The 13,264-nt window shown below is 33.5% G+C and carries 9 protein-coding genes, 1 tRNA gene and 1 pseudogene; 4 read left to right on the forward strand and 7 right to left on the reverse strand.

Annotation, left to right across the window (positions count from 1 at the left end):
- The coding region (locus tag P618_RS01280) for a hypothetical protein (protein ID WP_156918950.1) at positions 1 to 1,345 on the reverse strand (1,345 nt) is incomplete at its 3' end.
- Positions 1,346 to 1,488: 143 nt separating this feature from the next.
- The gene (locus P618_RS01285; protein WP_021826845.1) at positions 1,489 to 2,592 is read right to left on the reverse strand and encodes an ISAs1 family transposase; all 1,104 of its coding nucleotides are present in this window, start codon (positions 2,590 to 2,592) and stop codon (positions 1,489 to 1,491) included.
- 863 nt (positions 2,593 to 3,455) lie between these two features.
- Between P618_RS01285 and P618_RS01295 the strand changes: the two genes are divergently transcribed.
- The 4 genes from P618_RS01295 to rpmA all read left to right on the forward strand — a co-directional run bounded on the left by P618_RS01295 (position 3,456) and on the right by rpmA (position 5,074).
- Positions 3,456 to 3,528: transfer RNA gene (locus tag P618_RS01295), tRNA-Arg, on the forward strand.
- A gap of 55 nt (positions 3,529 to 3,583) precedes the next feature.
- On the forward strand, positions 3,584 to 4,315 hold the full coding sequence (locus tag P618_RS01300; protein WP_021826842.1) for a pilus assembly FimT family protein: 732 nt from the start codon (positions 3,584 to 3,586) through the stop codon (positions 4,313 to 4,315).
- Positions 4,316 to 4,493: 178 nt separating this feature from the next.
- On the forward strand, positions 4,494 to 4,781 hold the full coding sequence (gene rplU / locus P618_RS01305; protein ID WP_021826841.1) for a 50S ribosomal protein L21: 288 nt from the start codon (positions 4,494 to 4,496) through the stop codon (positions 4,779 to 4,781).
- Positions 4,782 to 4,816: 35 nt separating this feature from the next.
- Entirely contained in the window at positions 4,817 to 5,074 is a 258-nt protein-coding gene (rpmA, locus tag P618_RS01310; RefSeq protein WP_021826840.1) for a 50S ribosomal protein L27, read from the forward strand.
- Between the two features lie 531 nt (positions 5,075 to 5,605).
- Here the strand turns inward: rpmA and P618_RS01320 are convergent.
- From P618_RS01320 to dapA, 5 genes and pseudogenes are all read right to left on the reverse strand, one after another.
- On the reverse strand, positions 5,606 to 6,457 hold the full coding sequence (locus P618_RS01320; RefSeq protein WP_024161036.1) for a hypothetical protein: 852 nt from the start codon (positions 6,455 to 6,457) through the stop codon (positions 5,606 to 5,608).
- An 894-nt stretch (positions 6,458 to 7,351) separates the two neighbouring features.
- Positions 7,352 to 8,506: a DegT/DnrJ/EryC1/StrS family aminotransferase gene (locus P618_RS01325; RefSeq protein WP_021826834.1), complete on the reverse strand. Its 1,155-nt coding sequence runs from the start codon at positions 8,504 to 8,506 to the stop codon at positions 7,352 to 7,354.
- A 530-nt stretch (positions 8,507 to 9,036) separates the two neighbouring features.
- Positions 9,037 to 11,073, reverse strand: coding sequence for a ComEC/Rec2 family competence protein (locus P618_RS01330; protein ID WP_021826833.1), 2,037 nt, complete (start codon positions 11,071 to 11,073; stop codon positions 9,037 to 9,039).
- A 605-nt stretch (positions 11,074 to 11,678) separates the two neighbouring features.
- Positions 11,679 to 12,075 (reverse strand): annotated as a pseudogene (locus tag P618_RS01335) (IS5 family transposase); the annotation flags it as partial.
- A gap of 73 nt (positions 12,076 to 12,148) precedes the next feature.
- Positions 12,149 to 13,021, reverse strand: a complete 873-nt coding sequence (gene dapA, locus P618_RS01340; protein WP_162147044.1) for a 4-hydroxy-tetrahydrodipicolinate synthase — start codon at positions 13,019 to 13,021, stop codon at positions 12,149 to 12,151.
- Positions 13,022 to 13,264 lie beyond the last annotated feature (243 nt).

A 13,264-nucleotide genomic window follows, 5' to 3' on the forward strand; every position in this document is an offset into this window, starting at 1 on the left:
TTTTTTCTTCATGAGATTTTGGAGGTACAAGCCCATATCTATTTTGCAAATCTTTGTTCTCATAAAAGCGTGGAAATAAAAACCTATATCTATTTTGCAAATCTTCGTCCTCATAAAAATTTTTAAATTCCCCCCCCCCTTGATCTAATAAAAGAGACAGAATACCTGTTGTGTCTGCGTCTTTAAATTGATTCTTTTTTAAATAATCTAATTTGTCTACACACAGATCCCATATTTTTGGAATATCCTCATTGAAAAATTGTATTCGTGAACATAATTGTTCTACAAGTTCTTTACTTTGAACGTAGATCAAGCTTTTTAATAAAGCGTCAGTATATTCTCTATGAAACTTTTCCCCAACGAAACAATGATTTAACTCAACGCCCTCCAAGAGTAATTCTAACAACGGATTATCAGATACTAACCGGAACAAAAAATTGTCATTATTAGGACTTGTGTTGTATGTTTCTTTATAAACACTTATGTCGATTTTTTCTTTTTGAATCCTTTCTCTCCAATTTGATAATTGAAGAAATTCTTTGACTATATTATTATTTGGAATCTCCTCACTTCTTAATGTATCTAAAATCTTAAAAAGAGGTACCTTTAAAAAATCGTCCCCCCATATCATAGATTTAAAACATTTTTCAGAACAAACAGGATCATTTCTTGGATTCAAAATAGAAGTAATAAGCGTTAACGATCTTGTCTGAGGGTCAAAATTTTTATATGCATTCAAGTTCATACGTTCTAGGCAAAGTTCAGCCAACTCAGCGTTGTCCGAATGCTCCTCTTTATTGCGCAAAATCGTATTTATCAAGGAGTGAATTCGTAAGTCTGTGCTGAAATTTTCGTTGAGCACAAAGCTGAAATCTAAAATATTGATAACCATTTTTGCGATATCTAAATTATTCTTATTTGACATTAAGCAGGTCATCATATAATTCATCACATAATAAGTGTTATCTTTGAATTTACTTTTTAAATCAATATCTTGAAGTACATTTTTAACAGCCTCAATACTAAAGTTATAACAGTTGCGTAAGAGCAATTCTAGCGCACATAAAAAACTTGCATAAGATTTAGTGAACAAAGGAGCTCTTCCATAATCGCTATATAATGAATCTAATCCGAATATTCTTAGTGCATCATAATAGCTATCTGCATCCATAATCTCTACGCCTTTAAGCTGATTAACGATCTTAGATAAATTTTCGTTGCTGGGTTCAAAACCAATTGGCTGTTGGCTTTCTTGAACAAGATGTTGTTGGCTTTCTTTCACGGAAAAGCTTTTACTTCCTAAAGAAAGCACGCATATTAAAGATAAAATAATTTTTTTATTCATAGACATTGTTACGGTTTAGTTGTTTACGAAGGTCACTTTAACAAAAAAACAATTAAATATCAAGCCTTCCTTAATTTTATTGAATTATAAATTAACACCGAAAACTGAAGGTACTTCTATATATTTGTCAATACAGCGAGGGCCTACGCATGAAGAATTGTGTTCACACAATGAATAAGATGTTTAAAAGACATAGAATGTTTGCGCATGATAGACTTGATCGAGTTTTCTGGCTTATTTTTTGCTTTATGCAGTATGGTTAAAGCCCATTTTCTGAGTATATCCAAATTTTCGGTAACGCAATCATTCCGAATGCAGGCTTTGTCCTCATTGAAAACAACATCCAAACCCCAGTGAAGTTGATTTTCAATTCCCCAATGCTGACGGGCAATCTCATTCAGTTCAAAAGCACTTAATAATTTTGATGAAATATAGTATCGGGTATCTTTCGATTCTTTCCCTTTACGAAGCACCGTTGAGGTAATGCGACCTATGGATTTTAAACCAGGCCATTGATGAATGTCATTCAGCCGCTTTGTATGATGTGAAACAACGGCCACACGCTGTTCAATTCTTCCATGGCCTTTATCATTATTTTCGTTAATGAATTCGTGGTTATTTAACTCAGATAAAAAGAGCTTAACATCTTCAAACAATGTTCCTTGGTCTTTGAGTGAAATAACATAATCACCTTTCCTCTCAACGATTTGCTGACACATGTCCCTTTGAGCTCCCATGGCATCGATCGTAATGATTTTATTTTCAAGATCTAAAAGTTTTAACATTTTTGGAATGGCTTTGATTTCATTGCTTTTTTCATTCACTTTCTCTTGAGCGAAAACCATTTTATTCTTATGGCACCAAGCACTTACACTATGAAAAAGCTTATTTGAAGAGCTATTCCGGATCGTTTTCCCATCGATATTCATAATGTCACTCGTTATTTTTTGAAGACTTTCTACAAAAGCGCCAAAGCACTCTCTAAATTGATTGGGGAATAAGTTATCCCAAAGCCGTTGGTAAGTATCGTGACTTGGCACACCAGACGGAAAATCGAAATATTTTTTCAACGCTTCCCTATGCATCTCAACAAAATCCTGCATCCCACTAAAACTGTCGATACCACAAAGAACTGCTAACAAACTGGTTGCTATCAAAGTCATAAAAGGGTGGCGTTGATTCCTTGAGGAACGGGGATCTTCCAATGAACTAAAATGGCTTTCTATAATTTTAAGGCAAATATACATCTATACATCTTTTAAACACAGTTGTAGAATAAAATTTCTTTATGCGCAGGCCCTGCCCCCCCCAAAAGCGTGTCTTTCTCACCGAAACAACTTGAAATTGACATTGCTGCGTTTCCATGTTGGACATATCTAAACTTTTTACAGTCAGTGAAATTGTAGTCTTCAAGTGAATCAAGCAAAAAGAAGATAATATTCAAGTTGAAAAACACAGACGCTTGCAACTGTATTCAAATGTACGAGGTGTGGCATTTTGTCCATGGAAAAAAATACTTTATAGATCTGGAGAGTCATTAACGTGGTATTTCGTCACTCTATCGACTGATAGCTTGGTGATCGCAGCGACACCATCTTGACAAAACGCATTAAAAGGTCAATGTGTTACAGATGAATAGGAGCTTTAGACGTCTTCCTGAAGAAAAGAATGTTCGTGAGAAAGATCTTACATTTTCTATTGAATCAACACACAGTGATATTCTATATGGATCGGTACGCTTTAAAAGAAAGAAAAAATTATCTTCTCGTAGTCATGATATGCTTCATAAGACAATGAAACTGTCTCATTACCTTCAAAACAACCCAAAAAATATCAGTTTATATATGACCGAATTGTTATTCTTTGGTTAAATATCTCCCAGTTCAATCTAAATGACTACAGCTTTTTGATCTGTTCGTATTTTGCAAAAACCTACATATCTTTTTTAATTTACATCTTATTTAAAACTTATTTTTCTAATAGGCCTGTTGTATCTGGTTTTGATGATTTGTGTTTTTTAATTTTGTTCAACGTACAAAAATATATGAATAAACGGTTGTGATGACCTCTAGATCTAAAATGAAAATATGCGTATACTGGCTGAGAAGAAGCGCCTGTAGCTCAGTGGATAGAGCGTTGCCCTCCGGAGGCAAAAGTCAGGAGTTCGAATCTCTTCAGGCGCGCTTAATAGTTTTTAGTATTACTATGCTCATTTTTTTAGTAAGAAAAATTTTCTCCTTGCGTGCTCAATCTGGGTTTTTGTTGATAGAGCTCTGTATAGTGTTGAGTGTTATTGGAATTTTGATAGGAACGTGTGGAGCGTTGCTGAAAGGGTATTATCGAAGACAAGAATGTATGTGCACCCGGTCACATCAAGAACAGATTTTGAGTGCTGTAATGTGGTTTGTTTTAAGAGAAAAAAGGCTTCCGTGCCCTGCGTCAATAGAAAGTCAGGGAGTTGAACAAAATAATTGCAGAAAACATTGGAAAGGGTTAGTCCCTTTTCGAACTTTGGGACTTTCAGAGCGTATCGCAAAAGATGGTCTTAACCGTTGGATGAGTTTTGTTGTGGAACCAAGCTTAACAGAATATCGATCAAAAAATAGTATTTCTTCGGTAGAGTTGTGCCATTTTTTGTTTAGCTCTCCATCTACGCTTTCTTTGTTGGAAAAAGATGTATCTATTATGAATCACGCAAAAGAAGACGGGATCATTGTTATTCTCATTAGTCATGGTCGTTTTTTTTCAGAAAAAGGACTCCAAATGTCAGCGTGTTCACATATGAATAGGCAAGAAAGCAACACATACTGCTACGCGCCATCAACAACTGATTTTGGAGTTTGGAATGATCAAGTTGCGTTTTTGACAAAGACGCACTTGCTAAAAGAGATGGGAGTAAAGTGTAGCGATTACTTTTTTCCCTTAGAATCCCCTGAACTTCCACAACATGTTTATAAAAATGTACGATAAAAAGAGGTTTATTAATTTTTTATTTTTAAAGTAAATTTATATAAGAAAACAAATTATTTTTTAGAAAAAGTACAAACATGCGCTTGATTTTCGTCATTCGCTAAGGACTATCCCAAACGCAGGTATTGCTTCTGGAAACAGTACTGTGATAAAATAAAAGAAAAGTTTGGTTGAAAGTATGTACACAGTTTTAAAAACTGGGGGAAAGCAATATCGTGTTGAGCAAGGGCGCTTTTTAGACGTAGAGCGCTTACCGTGTAGCGTTGGTGATGTTTTGAATTTAGATGGATGGTCTATTCAGCTTGAAGGAGCAGTGCTTCCGGCAAAAATTTTAGCGGTATCTTTGGGGGAGATAAAATCAAAAAAAGTTTTGATTTTTAAGAAAAAGCGTCGACACAATTATCGTAGAAAACGTGGGCATCGGCAAGTCTTAACTCGAGTTCGTATTGAGTCTATCGAAATTTAGTGATATTCTGAGATAAAGAAAAAGTAGAGAATGTCATGGCACAAAAAAAAGGAAGTGGAACATCTAGAAATGGTCGAGATTCTGCTGGTCGTAGGTTGGGAATTAAAAGGTTTGATGGACAGATGGTTAATGCTGGGACCATCATCTTGCGTCAGCAAGGAACGAAAATTCATCCAGGATTAAATGTTGGGTGCGGAAAAGATTATACACTATTTTCAAGAATTTCTGGTTATGTGAAGTTTTGTGTTCGGAAGGGAAAAAAAATAGTAAAGGTTTTTAAAGATAGAATTTGATTTATTGTGTTTATAGAAAAGTAAAAATATTTAAATTCAGAAATAACGATCCAAAAAAACAAAATTCAAAAGTATTTTTGTTTTTTTGGTTTTTTTGTTATGTCATCATAACAATAAATAAAGATTTTTCTATTTATTTAGATAATTTTTTTAAAAGAAATGTCAAAAAATTTTAAATCTATCAGTGAAAGAAATTAAAGAAATTCTTTTTTTATTTTATTAAGTGGGCTTGCTTTTTTTAAAAAAATTTAAAAAATAAGATGCAATATTAAAAATTGCATCTGTAACGTTTTTATTTTTACCACTGTAATATTTTCTAGGTTTTTTTAAAAGCATCGAAAATTAACAAAACCTTCTTATACAAAACGTTTAAAACAAAACAAGGATACTTTTTCTATGAACTTCGAAAACAAAAAATATTATTTATTTTTACAAATTAAGTTTTAAAAACACTCAAAACAAAATAAGTAAAATTTTTCAGCTTTTCAAAAGATATTTTCGTAAAGGCACAGCGCATTACAATTAAATAACTTACGGTTCTTTAGCAGGAAATTCTTTTTTAATTTTTGCAAGTAATTCCTGCATTTTTTTAGATCTCATATTCTGAACTGCAAGTTGAGTTACCACATTTTCAGAGGTGCGCACACCTTTTTTCATAAAACGTACAACCATAACCAAAGAACTGTCTTTGTTTAACGGAACGACTTTTATTTCTCCCACCTGCATTTCTTGCAAAATACCATTAAGATGAGAATTAGATTTTAGCATTTTTTTTGTAAATTCATTAACTTTGTACTCTCCATTAGGCTCATCAATTTGAAATTTTTTTGCCCATACTGGAAATACTTTTTCTGAATCATTTCCCAAATTTTTTAATTTTTTTAACTCATCTTCGATATTGCTTTTTCCCGCTTTATTTACAATGACCGTCTCAATAGCTACGCTTTCCATTACGTCGGGATCTTCTTTAAGCGTTTTTATTTCTTGCTCAATTTCTGATTTTCCAACCTGCTCTGAACCTTCTGCTAATTTTCGTAAAGCCGCAGAAACGTAAACTTGGTCCAACGCGGATACCGTTTCAGGAAGTGCATCTAATTTTTGACTCTTAGCCCACTCACTTAATTGACACATTGTGATATAATCATCTTTCAGACGATTTTTGTCTTCTTCCGAAAATTTTTTTTCTTTATTTTTTTTTAATATTTGTTGTAATATTTGATCAATGTCTGACTGTTTAATTACTCTTTTTCCAATAATACACAAAACTTTATTGTCTTTAACATCGCTATTTTTATCTTTTAAGGTGTCTCGAGATTGACTTTCTCCACTAAAGCCCATTACTCCCATTAAACACCATACAAAATAAGACATTTTTTTATGCATATACACTTTCCCTGCTCTAACGCTTACCTGACCATAAGACTATGCTAATGGAAGGTTCTTAAAGAGTCAAGTTTTTTAAACAAATTACAAATCTAAATCTTTTGTGATTTAACACACGCACATCAATTAAGCTAAATAATGGTTGTAATAAATTTTCTATTTTAAACACAGTTATTTTAAAAAATATATAATGGTAATGAATTAAGTTTAGGCTTTTGAACTAAAAAATAATACAATATATTAAATTGAAATTTTGTCCTTAATACATCATTTTTTATCTCTTTGCCCTTAAATTCTAAATAAGCCTCAGAGAGCATTTACCCAAAAAACAAAATTAACGCTGGCATTTTTTTATAATAAATTCAGTTGAGATTTGCGTATCCATTGTTTTGTGTAAATTTTGATGCATGAACTTTCTTTATATTTACTCTATACTATTAACAAATGTAATTTTTTTTAAACCTTAACGATGAAGATCTAACAGTGTGCCTTGAAAATGATTGAGCTTAAAAACAAAGCTCAACTTAATGAACGGAAAACAAAAAAAGAGAAAACAAAAAATATTTTTTTATTTCTAAATATTCATTTTACGCTGTAATTATGTTCGTTTTACTTTTTAAATACGAACATAATTAAAATCTTTAAGAAACACATATACAAGACTTATTAAATTTTCAAATTTGTGTACGTACATAAAATTAAGGCGAAATTTTTGACTCACTCAAACCTTAATTTTTTTGATTACCTTAAAAAATCTCCTAGCATTCTTTTTCAATAGATTCATAATAGAAAACCTAAATCTTTACTTTTTTTCGCATCAACGACAAAATTTATGAATCACTGAAAGTAAAAAAATACAAACGCTGTAAATAAAATTTATTTACATGCATTTATTTAAATAAATTTTCTTAAGGCACAAATTATACGCTCTGCTTCGTGCATATACCCGCTTATTGGAAGACTTAAAACAACGTGAGATAATTTTTCACATTGAGGCAATCCTTTTCCTGTTGCTGTTGGATATTGCCTATATGCAGTTTGTAAATGCAAAGGTTTTTCATAGTAAACAACTGTAGGAATTCCTACAGATTGCAATTTTTCCATTAATTTTTTACGACACACTGTCTCAGGTAAGCACACAGTATACTGTGCCCAAGAAGAAGTAACGTCTTTTTGGAGGAAAGGCGTCTTTAATATACCTTGAAGTCCCCTGAAATACGTATCTGCGATTTCTTGACGAACGATCAATTCATCAGGAAAAACCTTTAGTTTTTCTATTAAAATAGCTGCTTGAATCGTATCTAATCGCCCATTGATCCCAATCCGAACATTATCATATTTTTCTTTGCCTTGACCATGTATGCGTAACGACTGAATCAACACAGCAAGGTCATCATCATTTGTAAAAACCGCTCCCCCATCTCCATAACATCCTAGAGGTTTTGCAGGGAAAAAACTTGTAGTAGCTATATTGCCAATATTTCCAACTTTTTTTGTTTTGTATGTTGCTCCAAAACTTTGCGCCGAATCTGCAATAATCCACAAACAATTTTTATGAGCAATAGACTGAATAGTATCGTAATCTGCAGGTTGACCAAATAAATCTACGGGAATTATCCCTTTAGGAGCCAAGCCTAAACTTTTTGCATAACGGATACCTTGCTCTAAACTATCAGGATCCATATTATAGCTAGATTCTAAAACATCAACAAAGATAGGAACAGCCCCTCTCCATACCACAACTTCAGCGGTTGCTGCAAAGGTGAAAGAAGGTACAAAGACTGCATCTCCTGGACCTACTTGATAAGCCATCAATCCTAAATTCAAAGCGTCTGTTCCATTAGAGCATGCAATCGCGTGCTTTACCTCGCAGAAAGTTTTTAATTGTTCCTCTAGTGTATAAACTTCTGGTCCCATAATAAAAGTTCCATGATCTAACACGCGCTTAATTGCAGATTCTATGTTAGAACGCAAGCGCGCTAACTGCGCTTTCAAGTCTATGAAGGGCATAAGAGAATGAGATTCAATTTGTTTTTTAGGCGATGTCATAAGTTTACCTCACTTTATATTGAAACAAAATTTTTTTATTGCATACATTGAAAAAATTAAAGTCTTTGCTTTAAGTTAACTGTAATTTTTAAAATCATTTTTAGCGCTGAGTTTTACATTTTTTCAAAAAAGATTCCAGAAAATGATAAAGTATTTTTAAGTATTTGTCTACTGATTTAGAGGGCTGTCAAGATGGATACAAATATTTTTTGATCACGTGAAAAATTTTTCGCAGCTGTAAGAAGGAAGCATTGACGCGCCGCAAATTACAAATTTTTTAGAACGTATTTTATTTAGGAAGCGTATAAAGAAGATAAAAGCAGTCTTGTGTAGAGAAAAATCGGTATAAAAATGGATATTTTTTGATATATAGTCAATTAGGTTAACGTTTACAAAGATGGGTGTTATTTCTAGAAAAAAAATTCTAAAATCATATACCAAAGAACGTCTTTCTTTAATCTTTGAGTGACAGGATTTACTTCTATTCGTAAAATTTAATATTTTTACTATGGTGTTTTTCTTGACCTGATTTAATCTAACGACAACTGATTTTTTTTTGAGGTGATCCGATATCTTTTTTTATAAAATTTTTTACGCTTTTTTTCAAAATATAAGAAACGCCACGGACGCTGTTCGTCCGATAACGTTCCAGGGATCCATACACCTTTTTTATACTGAAAGGTCAGCGCTTTCGGATACTGTTTTCTTAATTTTTTTCCTATTTCGAATAATGCTTTTATTTTTGAATCCTTTAACATTTTTTCTTGACAAATGTGAGAAAGATTAAAAACTCTGGCCCATTGTGAAATAACGTGTTTGCCTTTTCTTGTTTCTGTAACCCACAGTGTGCTTATTTCTTCCTGAATGATTCCTATGTAGTCAGGTGTTGCTAAAATTTTAGGTTTGAAAGCCCCGTACCATGCGAAAAATTGAAGTAAAACTAAAGCAAAAATTCCCCACCATCTCCAATTTTCTTTCCAAATCAACCACCAAAACACACAAAAAACTTGTGCAAAAAAATACCAATGGCTATAAAGAGGGCAATGAAATAACAAAAATCCTAAATAATATGAAGAGCTTTGCGCGATACTTACTAATCCTTTAAGTGTTAATCCCCATAAATAAAATACGCTTTTTGAATACGGCGTTAACAAAGAAAGTAATGCAATTCCTGCCATCGGCATAACGCAAAAACTCGTCCAGCTTACCGCAAACACGTTACTAATTACGCTTTGAAAAGAGTACTGATGAAAATAAAAAGCTATCCAGGGTAAAGTAGAGCATGTGGCTGAAATGGTTGTCACATTCATCATGAAAAAACTTTTTGCCCAACGTTTCCAAAAAGGTTGTTGAGTTTCTGACATACTTTTTCTCCAAAATTTGCTGGGAATAGTCATTAAGCTAGCTGTTGCTATAAAAGAAAGCTGAAAACTTAAGCTAAAACATGCATGAGGTTCTATGAAGAGTATCCCTGATGCACACAAAGATAACATGCGTAACGAAGAAGGCCAACGATTCAAAAACATACCTATCAGAGCTCCAAACATTAAAATGAAAGAGCGTTGTACTGGATAACCTGCTCCAGAAATACATACGTATATTCCCCCTGCAATCAAAGAGCATATGCCTGCTAAGCTTTGCAAACTAATGATTAATCCTAATTTAGGAACACCTTGAAGTAACCATCGAAATACGAAAAAACACATTGCTGCCACGATGGATAAATGCAATCCAGATATTGCAAGAATGTGAGAGAGACCAGAAACAGAAAAATCATTACGCAACTGTAAGGGAAGCGCTGTTTTGTCTCCAGTAATCAACGCACTACCGATGGCTCCTAAAGGATAAGGTAATTTATCGTGAAACGTTTTTGTTAAGTAATGTCTCATTCTTGTTAAAAATCCAGATTTTTCGCAAGTCACCTGAACATCAGAAACAGTAAAACCGTAAGAAGAAACACCTTGAAAAAATTGATGAAATTGCGCATCATACCCTCCTGGGACAGTTAGTCTGGCCCAAGGAAGCAGTTTAACTTTAGCTTCTATCCAGTTTCCTGGAGTAATTTTTTGTTTACACTGTGTTCGGATGCTTAATCGAACACAGGGAAATGACAGTGCTCCCTTCTTGGATCGCAAAGATTTAAGCCATATTCTGGGATAAATTTTTCCTGAATTAGAAGCCGTATGATCTAATGCAGTGACTTGTCCTTTAATCCAAAACGGACCTAACTCTTTTTTAAGCAATATATGCTGAGGGTACATCCCGATTCTAAAAAATCCTACCGCAAAACATACAATTGCCCAAAAAAATACTCTAAAAATTCTACGTTTTTCTTGAAAAAGTCCGTACAAACTGGCGAAAAAAGCAATGAATATCACTCCGTAAGTTATTGCTTTAGGTTCGTAAGGTAACATTACATAACTGTAAATCCCTATTGCAATTCCAAAAGGAACCCATAAAACATGTCGGTCGTGTTCTTGAATAAATTGTGAATACAAAGTGGCTCTAATTTTTTTTAGATTTTTTGCTTTCCAAATCCAAAAATTTTTCACACTACCTCTTGTCATTGTTATTTTTATGCTTTACGGATGCTTGTTACTTCAAATCTGTAAATAATTAATTTATTTTCTTGATCATGTTGATCCTCAATTTTTTATTTGATTTTCGCCTAAAAAAATCACAGTGCCGCGTTAATTATTTTGAGAACTTTTTTCTGTAAAAAAATACTGTAACTTGCCTTAATCAAACTTTATTATTAAAAAAATATTCTATTCACGCAAGATACCGCAGTGTTAGCGCTTAAATTTTTTTTAATTTAATCACGGGAACTAAAAAGCTTAAATATTTTTTGACATACATATTTTTTATAAAGAAGCATTTTTTAGAAAATTTATTACACGGTATTCATTCTTGAAAATGACAAAAATTTACTTAACAAAAAAATATAGCATCAATCGTCAACAAAAATTTTAACTGCATTCTTTACGTGATGTGTGTCATGTTATTTATTTTTACGTGTGCCCAGAATTTTACAAAACACGAAGCGTTTATCGATCTTAAACGTAACAAAAAAACTTTGCTTACTTTAACTTGAACAAACAAAACTTTTTAACTGACTTGATTTTTTTTCAAATCATTACTTCAAATATCACAAACAACACTCGAGCAAAAACACTAGCAAATGTACCTTTGTATTAAGTCCCTTTTGAGCGGCTCATCTCTTGATTTCCACCTTTCGCACCGGCTGCATGAAGACGTACTTTGATGTGACTTGCATCAATCATCAGCCATTCATAATCCGGAACATCAACTAATTCTTCGAGCAACTTCTCCCAGATACCTTTGTCTCTCCATCTGATAAAACGACGGTGCGTATTGCTCCAACTTCCATAATCTGGCGGCAAATCTCGCCATGGCGATCCTGTCCTTAAGATCCAGAAAATGGCATTAATACATTGGCGATTATTTTTAGCTCTCCCGCCCCAAACACCTTCTCGTCCTGGTAAATGAGGCTCTAACAAACTCCATACGCGATCTGAAATATCGTGGCGACGATGGGCTTCTGACATATAATACTTATGCATTCATGAAATAACTGCATCACTTATATCATACTTCTTATCTCGTGACTACACTATCTAATCATTCTTCAAAAATTCCTAAACATTTTATTTCTTCCAAAGCTAATTGTTGCAAAACACGCAAAGATTGTAAATCGGAAAGATCGTTTTTAGACAAAGGCAAACGCACCATATCTGAAGAAATAATATTCGCAAGGCGCAATAACGCTTTAATAGAGACCGGATTGGTAGCCTTGCTGAGAGCTTGTTGGGCTTCCCAAAAAAATGATCTTTTCCAGCATCCTTCTAAACTTTCTTGCACATAATGTTTTACAAGATTTGGCCATATATTAGATAGAACAGAAACCAATCCTTTGGCTCCTAGTGTACTGTAAGCGGGCATTAAATGATCGTCTCCGCACAGAAGATCGATTCTTGGAGCTGCTTGCGCGTAAGAAAATGCACTCTTTAAACACCCACTTGATTCTTTTAAACTGACTAAAAAAGGATAATCTTTAAGAATTTTCAGAGCTTCAACAGACAAAGAAACACCTGTGCGACGTGGAACATTGTACAGCATTACAGGTCTTTGCGAGATCGTAAGCAGCGCTTGAAACCATTGAGCCTGCCCCTCATCACCAGGACAAGTGTACAAAGGAGTGCTTATCAAATATCCTTGTAATGCATAGTCCTGGCATTGCTTGATCCAATCCATTGCTGAATCCAAGTTATAGGTCGGAACTGCGGAAAATATAGGAATATTTAGGTCTAAACGCATAATAAAATCTAAAATTTTTCTTTTTTCTTCCGTGCTTAAGGAAATTCCTTCTCCTGTGCTTCCAAACAAAATAACACCATTCTCACAAGACACTTGTTTGCGAAGAACACGTTCTAATCCTTCATAATCTACGTTCAAGCTATGATCTTTAAAAGGTGTAACACACGCTGTCCACACCAAAGGCACTTTAAAAGGACTATATCTCACTATCTATCAAAAATAAAATCAATCATCCACATTCTAATGTGCACAAACAACTAAAATCAAGAGGGCGTAGTGAATGCGTATATCTAAAATTTAAGTGAATGTAGCTAATTCAGTAGACCTCTTCGAAAACTGTCATTGTGCTCACTCCACAGTATGCGAAAAATTCCATTAAATTATACTAAGGAAAAATTCATCTTTTCGTCTGTTTTTGTA

The organism is Holospora obtusa F1 (genome assembly GCF_000469665.2).
Lineage (GTDB): Bacteria > Pseudomonadota > Alphaproteobacteria > Holosporales > Holosporaceae > Holospora > Holospora obtusa.

Bases quoted from the DNA above. Each gene is read 5' to 3' on its own strand.
- P618_RS01285 (WP_021826845.1), bottom strand. From the start codon at position 2,592: ATGTATATTTGCCTTAAAATTATAGAAAGCCATTTTAGTTCATTGGAA.
- rplU (WP_021826841.1), top strand. From the start codon at position 4,494: ATGTACACAGTTTTAAAAACTGGGGGAAAGCAATATCGTGTTGAGCAA.
- rpmA (WP_021826840.1), top strand. From the start codon at position 4,817: ATGGCACAAAAAAAAGGAAGTGGAACATCTAGAAATGGTCGAGATTCT.
- P618_RS01320 (WP_024161036.1), bottom strand. From the start codon at position 6,457: ATGCATAAAAAAATGTCTTATTTTGTATGGTGTTTAATGGGAGTAATG.
- P618_RS01325 (WP_021826834.1), bottom strand. From the start codon at position 8,506: ATGACATCGCCTAAAAAACAAATTGAATCTCATTCTCTTATGCCCTTC.
- P618_RS01330 (WP_021826833.1), bottom strand. From the start codon at position 11,073: ATGACAAGAGGTAGTGTGAAAAATTTTTGGATTTGGAAAGCAAAAAAT.